The 17,678-nt window shown below is 42.5% G+C and carries 15 protein-coding genes; 3 read left to right on the plus strand and 12 right to left on the minus strand.

The annotated features are described in order from the left end of the window. Positions 1-209: 209 nt before the first annotated feature. Positions 210-410, plus strand: coding sequence for a dodecin family protein (locus FTU13_RS10560; RefSeq protein WP_067761311.1), 201 nt, complete (start codon positions 210-212; stop codon positions 408-410). 76 nt (positions 411-486) lie between these two features. On the opposite strand, the gene FTU13_RS10565 is transcribed toward FTU13_RS10560, so the two are convergent. The 5 genes from FTU13_RS10565 to ompR all read right to left on the minus strand — a co-directional run bounded on the left by FTU13_RS10565 (position 487) and on the right by ompR (position 6,064). Beyond that, positions 487-1,173, minus strand: a complete 687-nt coding sequence (locus tag FTU13_RS10565) for a DsbA family protein (RefSeq protein ID WP_111885832.1) — start codon at positions 1,171-1,173, stop codon at positions 487-489. A 148-nt stretch (positions 1,174-1,321) separates the two neighbouring features. Continuing rightward, a complete protein-coding gene (locus FTU13_RS10570; RefSeq protein WP_078189811.1) occupies positions 1,322-1,741 on the minus strand; it encodes a GNAT family acetyltransferase in 420 nt (139 codons plus the stop codon). Positions 1,742-1,868: 127 nt separating this feature from the next. Then, entirely contained in the window at positions 1,869-3,386 is a 1,518-nt protein-coding gene (locus tag FTU13_RS10575; protein ID WP_078189851.1) for an acetyl-CoA hydrolase/transferase family protein, read from the minus strand. Between the two features lie 206 nt (positions 3,387-3,592). Beyond that, positions 3,593-5,053 (minus strand): ATP-binding protein, encoded by a 1,461-nt coding sequence (locus tag FTU13_RS10580; RefSeq protein WP_180035015.1) that lies wholly within the window; start codon positions 5,051-5,053, stop codon positions 3,593-3,595. 246 nt (positions 5,054-5,299) lie between these two features. Continuing rightward, on the minus strand, positions 5,300-6,064 hold the full coding sequence (gene ompR / locus FTU13_RS10585) for a two-component system response regulator OmpR (RefSeq protein ID WP_078189809.1): 765 nt from the start codon (positions 6,062-6,064) through the stop codon (positions 5,300-5,302). Positions 6,065-6,399: 335 nt separating this feature from the next. Here ompR and FTU13_RS10590 point away from each other — a divergent pair, with 335 nt between their 5' ends. Both FTU13_RS10590 and FTU13_RS10595 read left to right on the plus strand, forming a co-directional pair. After that, positions 6,400-8,757: a Tex family protein gene (locus FTU13_RS10590; RefSeq protein ID WP_180128242.1), complete on the plus strand. Its 2,358-nt coding sequence runs from the start codon at positions 6,400-6,402 to the stop codon at positions 8,755-8,757. Positions 8,758-9,006: 249 nt separating this feature from the next. Beyond that, positions 9,007-11,187 carry a SulP family inorganic anion transporter gene (locus FTU13_RS10595; protein ID WP_180128244.1) on the plus strand — a complete coding sequence of 727 codons (2,181 nt, stop codon included), beginning with the start codon at positions 9,007-9,009 and terminating at the stop codon, positions 11,185-11,187. Between the two features lie 69 nt (positions 11,188-11,256). Here the strand turns inward: FTU13_RS10595 and FTU13_RS10600 are convergent, their stop codons facing one another. From FTU13_RS10600 to FTU13_RS10630, 7 genes are all read right to left on the minus strand, one after another. Then, on the minus strand, positions 11,257-11,571 hold the full coding sequence (locus FTU13_RS10600) for a hypothetical protein (RefSeq protein WP_078189807.1): 315 nt from the start codon (positions 11,569-11,571) through the stop codon (positions 11,257-11,259). Positions 11,572-11,643: 72 nt separating this feature from the next. After that, the gene (locus FTU13_RS10605) at positions 11,644-12,723 is read right to left on the minus strand and encodes a patatin-like phospholipase family protein (protein ID WP_180128246.1); all 1,080 of its coding nucleotides are present in this window, start codon (positions 12,721-12,723) and stop codon (positions 11,644-11,646) included. Between the two features lie 106 nt (positions 12,724-12,829). Continuing rightward, positions 12,830-13,237, minus strand: coding sequence for a hypothetical protein (locus FTU13_RS10610; RefSeq protein WP_180128248.1), 408 nt, complete (start codon positions 13,235-13,237; stop codon positions 12,830-12,832). Positions 13,238-13,350: 113 nt separating this feature from the next. Next, a complete protein-coding gene (locus FTU13_RS10615; RefSeq protein WP_111885633.1) occupies positions 13,351-14,970 on the minus strand; it encodes an AarF/ABC1/UbiB kinase family protein in 1,620 nt (539 codons plus the stop codon). Between the two features lie 18 nt (positions 14,971-14,988). Further along, positions 14,989-15,657 carry an SCP2 domain-containing protein gene (locus FTU13_RS10620; RefSeq protein ID WP_180024751.1) on the minus strand — a complete coding sequence of 223 codons (669 nt, stop codon included), beginning with the start codon at positions 15,655-15,657 and terminating at the stop codon, positions 14,989-14,991. A 16-nt stretch (positions 15,658-15,673) separates the two neighbouring features. After that, a complete protein-coding gene (gene ubiE / locus FTU13_RS10625; protein WP_078192823.1) occupies positions 15,674-16,618 on the minus strand; it encodes a bifunctional demethylmenaquinone methyltransferase/2-methoxy-6-polyprenyl-1,4-benzoquinol methylase UbiE in 945 nt (314 codons plus the stop codon). Positions 16,619-16,844: 226 nt separating this feature from the next. Further along, positions 16,845-17,558 (minus strand): hypothetical protein, encoded by a 714-nt coding sequence (locus FTU13_RS10630; protein WP_078192822.1) that lies wholly within the window; start codon positions 17,556-17,558, stop codon positions 16,845-16,847. Between the last annotated feature and the right edge of the window lie 120 nt (positions 17,559-17,678).

Genomic DNA, 17,678 nt, shown 5'->3' on the forward strand with positions numbered 1-17,678 from the left:
AGAGCTGTTTTGCTGTTTTGCTGTTTTGCTGTTTTGCTGTTTTGCTGTTTTGCTGTTTTGCTGTTTTGCTGTTTTGCTGTTTTGCTGTTTTGCTGTTTTGCTGTTTTGCTGTTTTGCTGTTTTGCTGTTTTGCTGTTTAAAAAATAACCAAAATAAGTGACTTAATCATATGATGAAGATTCAAAATCATAACAATGAGGATAAATACAATGTCTGTTGCTAAAGTCGTTGAAGTAAATGCAAGTAGCACAAAAAGTTTTGAAGATGCCATCCAAACGGGAATTAATAAAGTCACTGAAACCGTAAAGAACGTTCAGGGTGCATGGATTAATGAACAAAAAGTTGTGGTGAAAGACAATAAAATTGCGGAATATCGAGTGAACTTAAAAATCAGCTTCTTGGTTGAATAAGTTTCATTTTATTGATGTTAAAAACTGATCATAAAAAATCCCCGAAGTTCGGGGATTTTTGATTGAACGCGCTGAATTATTTTTCAGGTGTTTCACAGCTTTCATCATTACAGACAGGTGTAGGAGCAAGCTCAGGGAGTTCCGCAGCTTTGTCCATCACTTTTTTAAATACATCTTTCGGTTGAGCGCCTGCTAAAGCAATGCGTTGCTCAAATACAAAGAACGGTACACCCGTAACTTTAAGTTGATCGCGTGCTACTTCTTCGTCGTATTTGACGAAATCAGCAAATTCATCTGAGTCTAATAAGTCATCGACTTCAACAGGGTTTAGACCAATACGAGATGCAACATCTTCTAAGGTTTCACGTTCACCAATGGCCAAGCCTTGCGTCATATAGCTATAGAAGAACGCTTCTTTGGCTTCACTGCCGAGACCTTTGCTTTGTGCAAGATGAATCAAGCGGTGCGCGTTGAAAGTATTACCTGAATTGGCTTTTTGCCAGTTAAATTCAATACCTTCAGCTTTTGCCATTTCGGCAATATTGCGCTGCATTTCCTCTACTTCTTCAATACTGCGGCCATATTTTTGAGCTAGACGTTCAGTATTAGAAATTTCTAGGCGAGCGGGCGCATCTGCATCAAGTTGATAGCTATGCCAAAACACTTCAAGCTCTACACCCGATTCTTCGGCAGCAGCTTCAAGGCGTTTTTTCGCAATATAACAAAATGGGCAAACCACGTCTGACCAGATATCTACACGCATGGGAAATCTCTTTTCTATGTTCTGGGAAAATGATGGGGGCAAATCCTAAAATTTAAAGCCAAGCAATGCAATCCATTTTTGTTTCGATGGCGCAATGTCGGCTTTTTTTGATTTTGTTACAAGGATTGAATGAAGATTTGTCGAACGATTAATCCGTGATTAAACGTTTACCCAAACAAATCACTTCAACCTCTTCATAGCCCAATTGTTCATAAAAATTTTGTACGTCAATGTTGTCTTGGCGAATCAGTAATTGAAGTTTTGGGCAGCCTAAAGCAATTAAGCGTTTTTCTAATTGCTGAATGAGGGCAGTAGCAACACCATTACGTTGAAAATGTGGATGCACGGCAAGATAATTGACCCAGCCTCTGTGTCCATCATAGCCACCCATCACAGTTGCAATCAGTTGATCATCTTTGACCGCCAATAAAAATAGTTGGTCGCGTTGCGCTAGTTTTCGAAATATATCAATTTCAGGATTATTCCATGGACGGGTCAGATCACACAGTTCCCAAAGTGCAATCACATCGTCTAAATCAGATTCGAGATAGGGGCGGATAATAAACATAATTTTTGTTTTAGCATGTAATTTGACCAATTTAGATTAGTCGAGTTTTGCAGACTTGATAAGTCATATTAAAAAATAAAAGCCATAAAAAAACGCTCCGAAGAGCGTTTTTTTAGTTCACTGTCAATTAAGCAGTTTTCACTTCAGGCTGAGCAGCTAACATATGGCCGTTCTCTTCGAAGTTGATGTGCCAAGACAATGCTTCACGTAGAAGGTGAGGTGTTTGACCACCTTTCGCACAAGCACGGTCGAAGTAATCATTTAATGCTGCACGGTAGCTTGGGTGTGCACAGTTGTCGATTACAGCACGAGCACGTTCACGTGGAGCAAGACCACGTAAGTCAGCAAGACCTTGTTCAGTAACCAAGATGTCAACGTCGTGTTCTGCATGGTCAACGTGAGAAGCAAATGGAACAACAGAAGAAATGTCGCCACCTTTTGCAATTGATTTAGTCACGAAGATCGCCAAGTGCGCATTACGTGCGAAGTCACCTGAACCACCAATACCGTTCATCATTTTTGTACCGCAAACGTGAGTTGAGTTCACATTACCGTAAATGTCAAACTCAAGTGCTGTGTTGATACCGATGATACCTAAACGACGTACAAGTTCTGGGTGGTTAGAAATTTCTTGTGGACGTAATACAAGTTTGTCTTTGTATTGTTCAAGGTTATTAAATACTTTTTCGCCATATTTCGCAGAAAGCGTAATAGAAGAACCTGAAGCAAATTTCATTTTGCCTGCGTCGATCAATTCAAATGTACAGTCTTGAAGTACTTCAGAGTACATGATCAAGTCTTCAAAGTTTGAATCTTTAAGACCAGTCAATACTGCGTTTGCAATTGAACCAATACCTGCTTGTAATGGACCTAGGTTTTTCGGTAAACGACCTTCTTCTACTTCTTTTTCAAAGAAAGCGATAAGGTGGTTTGCAATACCTTGAGTTTCATCATCAGGGGCAGTCACTGTAGATGGAGAGTCATGCAATTCGTTGTTAAATACGATACCTACGATTTTTGAAGGATCGATGTTGATTGCATGTGTACCAATACGTTCATCAACATGAGTCAATGGAATAGCTTGACGTGTTGGACGATATGTTGGGATATAAATATCGTGTAAGCCTTCAAATGCTGGGCTTAAGTTGGTGTTGATTTCAACAATTACTTTTTCAGCAAAAATTGCGAAGCTTGCAGAGTTACCTACAGAAGTTGTAGGGATGATGCCACCATCTTCAGTGATCGCAACAGCTTCAATAATTGCTACATCAGGCTTTTTAAGCTGAAGGTTACGCATTTGTTCAACTGTTTCAGACAAATGCTGATCGATGAACATTACTTCGCCTTTGTTGATCGCTTTACGTAATGTATTGTCTACTTGGAACGGTAAACGACGAGCAAGAACACCTGCTTCAGTCAATTTTTTGTCCAAATCGTTACCTAAGCTCGCGCCAGTAATTAGGGTGATTTTAAGAGGATTAGCATGAGCCTGTTGAACCAACGCTAAAGGTACAGCTTTCGCTTCACCTGCGCGTGTGAAACCACTCATACCTACCGTCATACCATCCTGAATGAATTCAGCAGCTTTTTCTGCGCTGATAACTTTGTCGTGAAGGGCAGCTAAACGGATGCGATCTAAAGACATCATATACTCTCGTGAAATTCTCAAAACTGATACGGATTGTACCGATCAAAAAAGCCATTTTGCATCCCTGTTAGGCTAAGGTCTAATTTTTTGAAAAAATGTGGGTATAAGATTTTATTATGATTTTTAAGCTACTGAATAATAAAGTTAAAAATAACAATGGTTAAGGATTAAACAAAACTGTTCGTTGCTTTTTTGAACGCTTGTTAAAAGCGTTCAGTTAAACTTTGCTTAATTTTTTCCAATGGGCTGTTGTTTAATATTTCATCATTTTCGAGTTTTTGCAGTGGTAAAGAAATGATCGCTTCGAGTCCACCTTCTGCTCGATTGTGAATTGAAAGTTGACCTTCGTGAATATCCACAATACGTTTTACAATGGCTAAACCGAGTCCACTGCCTTGAATGGTACGTGCATCATTACCACGTACAAAAGGTTGCATCAGGTCTTCAATTTGGTCTTCAGGAATCCCTTCGCCATTATCGGCAACGCGAATTTGAATATGGTCACCTTCATATTCGGTAGACAGTTCAATCGGCTCGGCACCATAGCGTTTTGAGTTATTGATTAAGTTGCCTATTAGTCGTTTTAAGGACAGGCTACGTGCTTGAATAATCGGTAAGTCTTGGGGTTCAAAGCGAATATCTAAAGGTTTAAATTGAATCACTAATTCCTGCAATAGCGCATTTAAATCAGTATCTTGCGGAACTTCATCAGAGCCATCTCGCATATACGAAATGAACTGATTCAGAATCGCATCCATATCTTCAACATCGTAAATCAGACCTTCTTTTAGGAAGTCATCATCAGGCATCATTTCTGCGCTGAGTCGAATACGGGTCAGCGGAGTACGCAAATCGTGGGAAATACCGGCCAACATGATGCGACGATCACGTTCAGTTTGTTCCAGCGTGTAGACCATGTGGTTAAAGGCTTGGTTTACTTCACGGATTTCTTGTGGCCCATGGTTGGTTTCTAAATAAGGAGCAGTGCCTTGTTTACTATAGTTGTTTGCCGCATCTTGTAAACGTTTTAGTGGACGGTTGAGCTGACGAACCAAGGTTAAGATAATGATGCCAGCAATCAGCGGAATACCCAATAACCAACCTAAAATCAGCTCTGCGCTATAGTTGGCATAGGTTTTTAAAGGCTCGCGAACCCAGTTTCCATTCATTTCTGGAGTTTGAATCCAGATGCGTGGGTCAGGTTTAAATTGGAAATACACGGTCGCATTATCAATGCGCATTTCTTTGGCCAGTTTCTTTTCAATTTGATTGGTAAAGAATTCTGCAATGACTTTGTCTTTGACATTGGGGAATTCTTTCGGATCGGTCACATATTCGATCCCGACACGGTTGCGCATCCAGTCGTCGACATCTACTTCGGCATTGTTATGAAAAATCCGTAAATCAGGATTGTTAATGATTTCAAGTTCGACCGCGAGGTAACGAGCATGTTGTTGAATTTCGGGTAAATAGAGTGTCCGCCAAAAGAACCATAAGGACATAAACAGGCTAAAAAACACCACAAATAAGACCAATACGGTGGTCCGCATGGCTGCAGAGCGGGGTTTGATTTTATCGAGGAAGCGTTCCCAAGGTGTCCGTTTTTTTTCGGAGTAGGCAACGTAGTCGGTAAATTCCTGTGGGTCGATGGGTTCGAGTTTCACGCAGAATCCTTTAAGCAAATTTTTTGAAAGGCAGTTTTTATTCTTTGCGATGGAATCTTACTGCTGGAACGTTCTTCGGGAGGAGTTCGTTATGTTACTTTTTAAAAAAGTAACCAAAATTTTTGCCATTCGCTGAACTCGCGCACATTACTTTTATTCATTCAATTTCAAGTGGCTCAGACAGCAGCGAATGGTATTTCCGGACATGAGGTACGGTGACTCGATTCTCAGGTCTTATTTTATGGCTTATTCAGCACCATCTGGAACAAAGACATAACCTACGCCCCAAACGGTTTGAATATAGCGCGCACGTGCTGGGTTTTCTTCAACCAAACGACGCAGGCGAGAAACCTGAACGTCAATTGAACGTTCCATCGCACCCCATTCACGACCACGAGCAAGATTCATTAACTTGTCGCGTGTCAGTGGTTCACGAGGGTGTTGAACTAATGCTTTGAGTACGGCAAATTCACCCGTTGTTAATGTGACGACTTGACCTTCACGGGTTAATGTACGAGTAGACAGGTCGAGTGACCACGGACCAAAAGACACCACTTCCATTTGTTGGCTTGGTGCGCCCGGAACTTCACGCACTTGGCGACGTAGGACCGCACGAATACGAGCTAATAGCTCATTCGGGTTAAATGGTTTTGGTAAATAGTCATCTGCACCGGCTTCAAGTCCTGCAATACGGTCTGAATCGCTACCACGAGCGGTCAGCATAATGATCGGGGTATCGATGCTAGATTGGCGCAGACGGCGGCAAATACTCAAGCCATCTTCAACAGGCAACATAAAGTCGAGCACAATCAGGGAAAAGAGTTCCCGCTGCAACAGACGATCCATCTGAGTCGCATCATGTGCGGTTTTGACCACAAAACCTTTATCTTCTAGGAAGCGTTGTAAGAGGGTGCGTAGACGCACATCATCATCGACAACCAGAATGCGTTCGACTCGGTCGGTTTCGGCTTGTACGGCATCTGTTTTTTCAGCAGGTACAACTAAACTCATGACGTGCTCCTTATTCTTTATTGTCATCGTAAACAAAAAGTCGATTTCACTTGAGTATACGATTCATTTATATAAATTTACTATGCTCTAAAGCAACAAATATTGCAGTTAAAATCAAGACATAGATACCAAATGTATACATGTTGTTCGAATCAGTTTGCTTGCCTAAGTCTCGCTAATTTGCTGTTTCATAGTCAGTTTCGTAAAAAAATGTGTATTTGAGATGAATTGGCATTAAAAACCACGAATAAATTTATAAAAACAATTGTGGATTTTATGGTCTTGGTCTTTATAATCATGGCTTTTAGAACTTATCCTTGCAGGGATCTAATACGATGACTGACTTAGTTCAGCAGTTGGCAAAAGAAATTGCCGTACGTCCAAATCAAATTGAAGCTGCCATCAAGCTCATTGATGAAGGTGCCAGTGTTCCATTTATCGCACGTTACCGTAAAGAAGTGACGCAAGGTCTGGACGATACTCAATTACGTCAGCTCGATACACGTCTGACTTACCTGCGTGATTTATTTGAGCGCCGTGAAAAGGTAATCGAATCTCTAAAAGAACAAAACAAGTTATCTGATGACTTACTTGCTCGTGTGAATGCAGCAGAAACGAAAAATGCTTTAGAAGAGATTTACGCGCCGTACCGTCCAAAACGTACAAGTAAATCATTTAAAGCCAAAGAAGCGGGTTTAGGCCCAATCGCTGAAAAAATCTTTAATGAAGCGGTTGATCCAACCGAAGCTTTAGCTGGTTTTAGTCATGAAGATTATGCTGATGTTGAAAGCCAATTAGACGCGATTCAACACATTTTAATTGATGACTGGGCACAAAATATTGCATTAACCACTGAGCTAAAAGCGACATTTGCGAAAACTGCAGTGTTGAAAAGTTTAGTTGCAAGTGATGAGAAAAAGGAAGTCGGTAAAAAATTCCGTGATTACTTTGATTTCTCTGAAAGCTTAAACAAAGTCCCTTCACACCGTTTACTGGCGATGCTCCGTGGCCGTCAAGAAAATGTCTTGGGCTTAAAAGTCGATGGTGAAGATGAAGCACCATTGGTTCGTATTGAAACTGAATACAATATAGAAACAGCTCAGCCACAAGCGCGTGCAGATTTCTTAAAACAAACAGCAAAACTGTTCTGGTTGGGCAAAGTACGTCCTGCTATTGAGCATTCATTATTGACTGAAAAACGTTTGGCTGCCGAAGCTGAAGCGATGGATGTATTTGCTGAAAACCTACGTCATTTATTACTTTCTGCACCAGCAGGCGCGCGTACCACTCTGGGTGTTGACCCTGGTATCCGTACGGGTGTGAAATTGGCTGTTGTCAATGCATCAGGTGATGTACTTGCACACAGCACTATTTACCCGTTTGCCCCGAAAGAAGATAAAGCTGGTTCAGTTGCTGAACTTGCGCGCCTTTGCCGCGAATTCAATGTTGAATTAATTGCGATTGGTAATGGTACTGCAAGCCGTGAAACTGAAGCGGTTGTGGCCGAAATGATGGCTGCGAATACGGATTTGAATTTGATTCGTGTGTCTGTCTCTGAAGCGGGTGCATCTGTTTATTCAGCATCTGAATTGGCATCTCAAGAATTGCCAGAGCTAGATGTATCTATTCGCGGTGCAGTGTCGATTGCTCGTCGTTTACAAGATCCATTGGCGGAGCTTGTGAAAATTGATCCGAAATCGATTGGTGTAGGTCAATACCAACATGACGTGAACCAAACAGGTTTAGCAAAAACACTAGAAGCAGTAGTTGAAGACTGCGTGAACTCTGTTGGTGTAGATGTGAACACAGCATCATCTGCAATCTTGGGTTATATCGCGGGTTTGAATAAATCAATTGCACAGCAAATTGTGGATTTCCGTAAAGAAAATGGTCGTTTTGACAACCGTCAAAGTTTGAAGAAAGTACCTCGTTTAGGCGAACGGACCTTTGAACAAGCAGCAGGTTTCTTACGTATTCAAGATGGTTCTGAGCCACTTGATGCTTCTGCTGTTCACCCTGAATCTTATGGTTTAGTAGAAAAAATTGTGGCAGCGAAAGCAACCACAGTCAAAGATATTATTGGTAATACTGAAATTATTCGCCAAGTAAACGCCGAAGAATTTGTGAATGACCAATTTGGTCTACCGACAATTCAAGACGTTTTATCTGAACTTGAAAAACCAGGTCGTGATCCACGTCCAGAGTTCCGTACCGCAAAATTCCGTGAAGACATCACTGAAGTGGCGCAGTTGACTGAAGGTTTACAGCTTGAAGGTGTGGTTACGAATGTGACGAACTTCGGCGCATTCGTGGATGTGGGTGTACACCAAGACGGTTTAGTGCATATTTCTGAACTTGCAAATGAATTTGTTGCAGATCCGCACAAAGTCGTAAAACCAGGTCAAATTGTACAAGTTCGAGTGTTAAACGTTGATGTTGAACGTAACCGCGTGAACTTGTCGATGCGTGCTGAAGGCGCTGTTGCGGCAAAACCACAACGTCAACCACGTCGTGATAATGCACAGCAAGAGCAACGCGGTGAGCGTAAGCCACATGCGAAACGTCCACAGCAGTCTCGTCCTCAAGGCGACCGCCCACAAGGCAAGAAACCTCAAGCGGCTAAACCACAAGAAAACAAAATTGGTGGTTTGGGTGCATTGTTATTACAAGCAGGGATTAAAGGTTCGAAGTAATCTTTAAGTTCTAAAAAAACCTCCCTAATGGGAGGTTTTTTTTATTTTCTTTTACGGCCTATCAAAGATAAATGAGCTGAATCTTAAACTTCGCAATAAAGTGTAAAAATCACACAAACTACGTATCAAAATACACTATAGAATCGTTCGATTGTCAGACAATATAAGTCACGCCATAAAGTGGTCACAAACTTTAGGCTTTACATACTTACATCTAATTATTTGATATTTATTATAAACGGTAAAATGATGACATCTAAAATTGAACGACATCGATTTCATATTCACGACTTTTTATCTGGAACTGTGGTATTTCTCGTGGCTTTACCGCTATGTCTAGGCATTGCATTGGCTTCTGGCGCACCGATTCTCTCTGGCATTATTGCCGGCATTGTCGGTGGTATTTTAGTTGGGGCACTGAGTGGCTCACATATCAGTGTTGCAGGGCCAGCAGCAGGTTTAACAGCAGTCATTTTGGTACAGCTTGAATTACTGGGCGGCAACTATGCCGCCTTTTTATTGTGTATTGTTTTTGCCGGTATTTTACAGATTGGATTTGGCATATTTCGGCTCGGTTTCTTTGCCAACTTTATTCCGAACAATGTCATATTGGGTTTGTTGGCAGCTATCGGGCTGATCTTGATTGGGAGTCAAATACCTTATTTGTTTGGCTTGAACCAATTTTCATGGTCTGTGCTGTGGCAGTCACAGCCGCTCGATTTGCAATGGGATATCGGTGCCGTTCTGATCGGTATAGGTAGCATTGTCTTGATGTTGCTTTGGGAGAGGAGTCCATGCAAAAAGTGGGTTCTGCCTTCAGCCTTGGTTGCTGTCGTTCTTGCTGCACTGTGCAATGCCGTGTTGGTGCTTAGTGGTTCGCCTTTGGCAGTTCATCCATCGAACCTCATCCAACTTCCAAATCTTTGGGATCAGCCACAAAATGTGATGATTTTTCCAGATTGGACCGCTTTAAATAATCCTCTGATTTACACAGGGGCTATCACTTTGGCGGTTGTGGCGTCATTAGAAACGTTATTGAATTTGGAAGCAGCAGATAAATTGGATCCGCATAAGCGTTCGTCACCCCCCAACCGAGAGCTATGGGCGCAAGGTATCGGTAATGTTGTTTCGGGCGCTATAGGCGGGATGCCGCTAACGTCAGTAATTGTTCGTAGTTCTGTCAATGCCAGTGCTGGAGCTAAAAGTAAATGTTCTGCCATCTTTCATGGCGTGTTGCTCCTGTTTGCCGTGCTGTGTTTAGTGCCTTTGATGAACATGATTCCGCTTTCAGCATTAGCCGCAATTTTAATTCTCACAGGGTTTAAACTGACACATCCCAAATTGTTTAAACAGTTGTATTTAAAAGGTTGGAAACAATTTATTCCTTTTATCATTACCTTACTGGCGATTTTATTCACAGACTTATTGCTCGGAATCTTGATTGGTTTAGCCAGTAGTGCGGCCTTTATTTTATACGCCAATTTTAATAAGGGACTGAAAGTGTATAAAGAGCATCATTTACATGGGGTGATTACACGGATTGAATTGCCTTCACAAGTCAGTTTTCTCAACCGTTCGGCATTAATATCTGCATTGGAACATATCCATCGGGGCGAACAAGTGGTGATTGATGCCACACATGTGAGTGATATGGATGCTGATATTTTCCAACTCATTCAAGAGTACCAACAGGAAAAGGCGGCGCAACGTAAAGTGCAAGTACAGTTGATTGGTTTCAAGGCACATTATGCCGATGCGCAGGAGGCGGCATTAGATATTGATATCAGTACCGCAGCTTTACAGCAACGTTTGACCCCAGAGGCCGTGCTCGCTTTGCTTAAAGCAGGCAATGAGCGGTTTGTACAAAATGAGCGTTTGCAACGAGATATCTATCGTCAACTGCGGGTGACCGCTGAAGAAGGGCAACATCCGATTGCGGCAGTGTTAGGTTGTATGGATTCTCGTGCGCCGACTGAAATGATCTTTGATGTTGGAATTGGTGATTTATTTAGTTTACGTATAGCGGGGAATGTCGCGGGGCAAAAAGTTTTGGGTTCATTAGAATTTGCCTGCGAAGCCAAAGGCGCCAAAGTGATCGTGGTGCTTGGTCATACGGACTGTGGTGCGGTTAGCAGTGCTTGTCAGTTGCATTTAGCTGGTCAATCGATTCAGAGCCTGACGCGTATGCCACATATTCAATATGTGCTGGGGCCACTCAATGAGTCTGTATCGCGTGTTGCCGAATTGATGCAACCACAAACGCTGAGTCCGGCATTTTTAGAGCAAGTGACGCAAATGAATGTGCATTACAACATCCGCTATATTTTGCAAAATAGTGAAGTGCTACAGCAGTTGGTGCAAGAAGGTAAAGTGGCGATTGTTGGTGCAGTGTATGATGTAAAAACTGGACGGGTTAATTTCTTCGGATAAATAAAATCCGATGACATAAAAAGGATCATCATGAACACATGATGATCCTTTTTATTGAACTAAAATACATTAGCGAATCATCGGTACAATCCAACTGGTAATGATCAGCAAAATACCGAAATGTCCCAATTTACGGGTGACATATACCAATTTTGACGGCTTTTGTTCCAATTGTTTCGCATAGTCTTCGATGCTAATGCCTTGTTTTGCATTACTGGTAAATAAAAACACCGCCAAATCGATACAAATTAAAATGGTACCGACATCTGCCACCACTTCCATTAAATCGTATTGGCCGCTGATCAAGGCGGTTGACACTTGATAAACAAGGAAAAGTGCAAAAGCGATGCAGGCATACTGCAAAACAGTTAAAAATATCCGCATAAATCTATACTAAATAAGCTCAAAATTCTGAAACAGGATTATAGCGTCCCTCGCAAGAGATTACTGTAACGCTTAGAGTGCTTGCATGACTGCTGGGAAGTGTTGCTTCTCAACCATTTCCAAAAACTCATCGCCCATACGCTGACTTTCAGCCACACATTGGTTCCACATTTTAATCCGTTGTTGGTTGTCTAAGCCTTTGAGGGTAAAGTCTTTACGGTCAGGCAGTCGGCCAAGCGGCAAGCTTGCAAGGTATTCTTGTGAAGGTGATAGTAACAGGGTGCGCGCTTGATTGTCTGGATTAGCCTGACGTTTAAATAATTTATCAAACCAACCGGGGGTGATGCTATCTGTGAAATGTGGATACAGTACGATGCCTTGACTTTGGAAGGGCAGGTCAATGTGATAGTCGATTAGGCCGCCATCGCGGTAACTGCCTTGTGGCGCATCAGGGATATCACGTATCGCGGCCATGACACCGGGGATAGATGCAGAAGCCATAAGCCACGGCATGACACTGTCTTGAGTCAATGCATGGTAATGCGTGGTAAAGCCATCATCCGCCACAGTAAATTGATGACCTGACACAGGCTGACTAATCACACGCTGCATGAAATAACGACTGTGTTTACGTGCAAGCGCTGTCGTGCCCACGATCCCTGCGACAGAGGCTAACAGCGGCAGGGCTTTATCACTTTGGAAAATATGCTGAGCTTTGACTGAAAGCACAGTGAGGTGATAATCAGGATGATTAACCAGTGCAGCTTCTTGACCTTGAATCAAATCGATCAGCATGCCACGACACACATCGCTGACTTCTTGACGGCTCATCTTTTTATGAAAGCTCAGATTGGTATACAGCTCAGAGAGGCGTTTCGTCCCTTCGATAGCTCCCCAAGCAGCAATACTGGCAAAGCGCCAACTGCCAATCGATGAACCAATTAAAGTACGCTTTTGTTGCGCACGTGGCAAAAAGTCAGCAAAAATCGCCTGATCTAAACCTTGAATACCAATGCCTTTCGGGCCACCAGCAGCACCGGGCAGGATATCCACTTGAGCAGCGTTTAAACCTTCTTGTTCAATCAGTTGGCGTGCTAAATGGCCAGCACGGATATTGAGCGCAGGCGGTTTTTTTTGCAAAATTTGAGTCATGGCAGTCGCTTAAAATACAGTCGTAGAATTATTCTAGTGCGTTTTTGCACAGACCCAATGGCTGAAACTTACGACAAATGACTTCTCAGTCATATCAGGGCACCGCTCACGAATGCTGTAATAATTGTTCATTATGCCGATGCAATTGAAACAAACTGAGGCAGACGATTGCCCATGTCGCCATTGGGAAGACCGCCCAAGCAAATAGATTAATGATAAAAACCACGGCCCCAGCTAATAACCAATAATTTAACCCGGCCATCAGTTTTTGCTGTGGCAAACAAAGTAGGAATAAACAGGGAAGTGCATTAAAGAGAATGATCCACCAAAATGCAGCGCTATGCTGCATCCGATACATTGTGGTGTTGGCTGTCGGTTGCCAGTTCAGAAAAGATAAGTGCAAATTCAATTGAACCAACACATCGAGTAGGGTCGAAAAACTATACAGCAAGGCCGTTGCACATGCTCGGAGTGGATTTCGACTATACAGTACCCCTAAATAACTGTATGACATGGCGTTCAGCCTTATTCAAATTTTTGAATTTTTTTGTTTTTATAGCTTTAAGCCCTTTATTGTCAAAAGGCTTAAAGGAGCTATGGATACAACATATTATTTAAATACAAAGATTATTTAAACACACGCCAAATGGCAAGTAAGCTTGAAAGTGCAATTAATACGATGGAAACGTACCATGGCGCAATTATCGCTATGGAGAGGAAGATGGCCATAACACTGCCAAAGACCCAACTACGCTTTTGCTGATGTTCCATTTGCAAGCGCATGCTTTGCAGTTCATTGAGTTGTTTTGCATGCCAAGCCGACTGATTTTTTAAGCCATTCAGACTGTCGATCATCAGCGTTGGTAAATCTTGCGCACCTAAAAGTAAGTCTGGAATTTTTTGTCCGAGTTCTTTTAAGTTTTTCTGAGGATTCATTTGCGCTTTAATCCAATCGGTGAGGATTGGTTTTGCCAAACTCCAAATATCCAATTCAGGATAGAGATCAGTTCCTAAACCTTCGACATGGACCAAGGTTTTGAGCAGCAACATCAGTTGTGGCGGAATCTCTAAATGGAAACGACGCGCAATATCCATCACTTGAATCAGAATGCCGGCGAAGTCCAATTCATGCATTGGTTTAGAGACCATTGGGCCAACTGTGCGACGCATTTCACGTGCTAAGGCATCTTGATCTGTACCCGGTGGAATCCAACCCGCTTGATGCACGATTTGAATCAGCTGCATAAAGTCGCTGTTCATAACCGCAAGTAGCATGCGTGCTACGGTCATTTGGTCGTGCTTTGAAAGCTCACCCATAATCGCGCAGTCCAAGGCAATAAAGCGTGGATTGCTAGGATTGATGGTTTCGACGAAGACATTCCCCGGATGCATATCGGCATGGAAGAAGTTGTCGCGGAACACTTGGGTAAAGAAAATGGTGAGCCCTTTTTCGGCTAAATCTTTACGATCCATGCCCAAGCGATCAAAGGTCGCAATATCTGAAATGGGTACACCCGTAATACGTTCTTCGACCATGACATCACGGCTGTCCATATAGACTTCAGGCACGTACATCATGCTTGAACCGGTGAAGTAATGACGCATACGACGGGTGTTATCCGCTTCTAAAGTCAAATCCAACTCATTGAGAATAATTTGACGGTAGTCCTGAATAATTTCAGATAAATGCAGGGCACGAGCGGCTTCTAGACGTTTTTCAAGGAACTGACCAAGCCACTCTAATATTTCAAAATCTTCCAGAATTTGATTGCGAATATTTGGGCGAGTCACTTTTACCACGACTTCGCGACCATCATGCAGGGCAGCAGTATGCACTTGTGCAATAGATGCTGCGGCTAATGGTTGCTCGTCAAAGCGTGCAAATAATGTATTCACATCCGCTTTGAGTGATTCCTGAATGCGCATTTTGGCAACGTCATTCGAAAAAGGTTTTACACGGTCTTGTAGTAGTACCAATTGCTGTAAAACTTCAGGTGGAATCAAGTCACGACGGGTAGACAGTAATTGCCCCATTTTAATGGCCAGCGGGCCCATCTCTTCCATGGCTTCTTTGAGCTTGAGCGGATTTTTACGCTCGCGGCTTGACCATGCCGCAGGGTGCATGCGAATGAGAGAAAGAATATGACGGGCTTTTTCCGGTAATTCTTCCGCAGGAAACAACGTGTCGAGTCTATAGTGCGCAGCGATGCGCCAAAGGTCGAGTAAACGTGAAACGTGCGGAATCATATGTGCAATTACCTAGTCTTAAGTGTTGTCTTGTAATGAGTCAATTTGGCTATGCAGTTGCTGAATTTTTGCTTCTGCACGGTCCAGATTTTGATTCAAAATTCGTGTGTCTTGATTCAGGTCATCCATCTGCCAACGTGGGGCAAACAAGCCAGAATCTTCTTTTAACGCGTCTTCAGCAAAGAACAAATGGCTTTGTAAAGTACGTTTGAGATATTTGGGTGCAAGTTGCAACTTACCAATTTCATGCGCAAGGCTTGGACCTATCCAAGGGCTTAAATGCGAAGCTAAATCGGGCTCAGCTTGCTGCATAATGCGTTGGATATCCTGCAATAAATGATAATCACCTTGCAATGGGATATTGCCGACATCTTCAGCCAACAGCAGTTTAAGGAGCTCGACGACCGTTTTGACATGCAAGGTCGCCGTTGCTTCGGTCGTACTTGACTGCTGCTCGTAAGGGCGTTGCTCAAAGATAGATGCGGTTTCAGAGTGTCCTGTTGGCGTCGGTTCTAAGCGAACTTTCTGATTGTCAAAAAACACATCCACCGACAACTGTGGTGAATCGATCACCACACGAAGCATTTTGCCTTGCAATTCATTCAGTTGGATGCGAGTAATAGCATCCAGATCAATGAAATGATGAATTAAGCGTTCAACTGCACCAAGTGCGAGAATCGACCACATAGTTCAGCCTGCAGTATTAAAGTTTGAAACCACGATGTACGGCTACGATACCACCCGTTAAGTTGTGATAATCACAGTTTTGGAAGCCTGCATTTTCCATCATACCTTTAAGAGTACGTTGGTCTGGGTGCATACGAATTGATTCTGCAAGGTATTTATAACTTTCAGAGTCATTTGCTACGATTTTTCCCATAATTGGTAATGCAGTGAATGAGTATAAGTCATACAGTTTTGAGAATGGTTCAAATACCGGTTTAGAGAATTCTAAAATCAGTAAACGACCACCTGGCTTAAGAACGCGGTACATTGCAGCAAGAGCAGCATCTTTGTCAGTCACGTTACGTAGACCAAATGAAATGGTTAATAGGTCAAAACTGTTGTCTGCAAAAGGTTCTAAAGTTTCAGCATTGGCCAAAACGAAATCGACATTGGTACAACCAGCATCAATGAGGCGGTCACGACCGACATTGAGCATCGATTCGTTAATGTCTGAAAGCACCACATGACCTGTCGGACCAACTTCACGACTGAACACTTTAGCAAGGTCACCTGTACCGCCTGCAATATCCAGTACGTGCTGACCGCGACGAACACCTGACATGTTAATGGCAAAACGTTTCCATAGACGGTGAATACCAAATGACATTAAATCATTCATGATGTCGTATTTCGCAGCCACTGAGTGGAAAACTTCCGCGACTTTTTGCGCTTTGTCTTCGCTGCTCACGGTCTGATAACCAAAGTGTGTAGTTGGCCCAACATTACCTGTGTTCGCGCCACGTGGCAGATTATATTTGGGTACTGAACCTGTCACAGGTGTGTCGGTCAGACGTTGTTCTAAAGATTGTTGCTGACCTTGCGCTGTCCCTTGTGGTAAAGGTTCAGTTAAGAATGGACTCGCTTTGTCTGTATTTTGTGCCGACTCAGGTGTAGGGACAGGCGTTTGATTCTCGTTAGACATTAGAGTCACTCCTAACTTATAAATAGGGTTAATGTTACTTTGTAAGCATGATGACAGATTCTCTGTTGTTATACAGCAGTCATTTGCATTTGTTGTGAATAATATACAGAAAAAATAAGGGGCTGCTGTAATTGCTTTGCAAAACCCCTATAAAAAATCTGAATTCAGCTTTGAGCGCCCTGTTTGTTTTATATCAAATGTGGGCTGAATGGGGATGATAATTTTGTTAGGCTGCCGGCTGAAACGGGTTAGGGTCTCCAGCATGTACACGGTCAATGATTTGACGTTCTACAGTGGTAAATTCACGCACAAATTTTTCTGCTGACTTAAGTGGTTTCATTGCGAGAAAGCCATCTTGCATAAAGTCATACATCACTTCGAAGTTATATTTTATTGCTGCACCTTTGCACATCTTAAAGGCGGTATAGACCATAAATGAGCGCATATATTTATCTAAATTACGACCTAAATCGTCCAATAGTTGCAGCTGTAACATACGGTCCTTGCCCTGATCAAGCTTAAGATAAGTCTGGCGCATCATTTCATCGGTTAAGGGCAGATTGGATGGATAATCTTCTAATAATTGCATGGCCACTTGTTCATCAAGCTGTACGGCTAAAATGGCAAGTTGTACGCCCGAAGTACCAGTCTTTATAGCATTGTCTGGAATCAATTTTTCAGCTTTGTGTGCATAGCGCGTGAGACGAGCAATTTGTGCTGCTAATGCATCAAAATCAGGACCGCCATATAAACGATTAATAAAATATTCAGACATCAGCACATTGTGTTTTTCAGCAAATTGTACGGCATGAGTGCGTTGCATACGCTGTTTTTGCCACTGCTGGACATCTTGTAAACGCTGTAAAATTTCTGGCTTTTTGTGGTAGTTCAACTGGTAATACAGTTCAAGTAAATCATCTAATACTGCAAGTTTGGACATTGAGTGTCTCAATTATTTTTTAGATGTTTGAATCTTAGTGGGTGTTGTAGCTTAGGGCTATGACAAAGTGACGAAATTACAGGTTAATCTGAGTCAGTTTGTTGCAGAAATGGTCATATT

Source organism: Acinetobacter sp. YH12064 (assembly GCF_013419735.1).
In the GTDB taxonomy this organism is placed as follows: Bacteria; Pseudomonadota; Gammaproteobacteria; order Pseudomonadales; family Moraxellaceae; genus Acinetobacter; species Acinetobacter amyesii.

Bases quoted from the DNA above. Each gene is read 5' to 3' on its own strand.
- FTU13_RS10610 (WP_180128248.1), bottom strand. From the start codon at position 13,237: ATGTCATACAGTTATTTAGGGGTACTGTATAGTCGAAATCCACTCCGA.
- FTU13_RS10565 (WP_111885832.1), bottom strand. From the start codon at position 1,173: ATGCGTGTAGATATCTGGTCAGACGTGGTTTGCCCATTTTGTTATATT.
- ompR (WP_078189809.1), bottom strand. From the start codon at position 6,064: ATGAGTTTAGTTGTACCTGCTGAAAAAACAGATGCCGTACAAGCCGAA.
- FTU13_RS10620 (WP_180024751.1), bottom strand. From the start codon at position 15,657: ATGTGGTCGATTCTCGCACTTGGTGCAGTTGAACGCTTAATTCATCAT.
- FTU13_RS10615 (WP_111885633.1), bottom strand. From the start codon at position 14,970: ATGATTCCGCACGTTTCACGTTTACTCGACCTTTGGCGCATCGCTGCG.
- ubiE (WP_078192823.1), bottom strand. From the start codon at position 16,618: ATGTCTAACGAGAATCAAACGCCTGTCCCTACACCTGAGTCGGCACAA.
- FTU13_RS10630 (WP_078192822.1), bottom strand. From the start codon at position 17,558: ATGTCCAAACTTGCAGTATTAGATGATTTACTTGAACTGTATTACCAG.
- FTU13_RS10605 (WP_180128246.1), bottom strand. From the start codon at position 12,723: ATGACTCAAATTTTGCAAAAAAAACCGCCTGCGCTCAATATCCGTGCT.
- FTU13_RS10590 (WP_180128242.1), top strand. From the start codon at position 6,400: ATGACTGACTTAGTTCAGCAGTTGGCAAAAGAAATTGCCGTACGTCCA.
- FTU13_RS10600 (WP_078189807.1), bottom strand. From the start codon at position 11,571: ATGCGGATATTTTTAACTGTTTTGCAGTATGCCTGCATCGCTTTTGCA.
- FTU13_RS10595 (WP_180128244.1), top strand. From the start codon at position 9,007: ATGACATCTAAAATTGAACGACATCGATTTCATATTCACGACTTTTTA.
- FTU13_RS10575 (WP_078189851.1), bottom strand. From the start codon at position 3,386: ATGTCTTTAGATCGCATCCGTTTAGCTGCCCTTCACGACAAAGTTATC.
- FTU13_RS10560 (WP_067761311.1), top strand. From the start codon at position 210: ATGTCTGTTGCTAAAGTCGTTGAAGTAAATGCAAGTAGCACAAAAAGT.
- FTU13_RS10570 (WP_078189811.1), bottom strand. From the start codon at position 1,741: ATGTTTATTATCCGCCCCTATCTCGAATCTGATTTAGACGATGTGATT.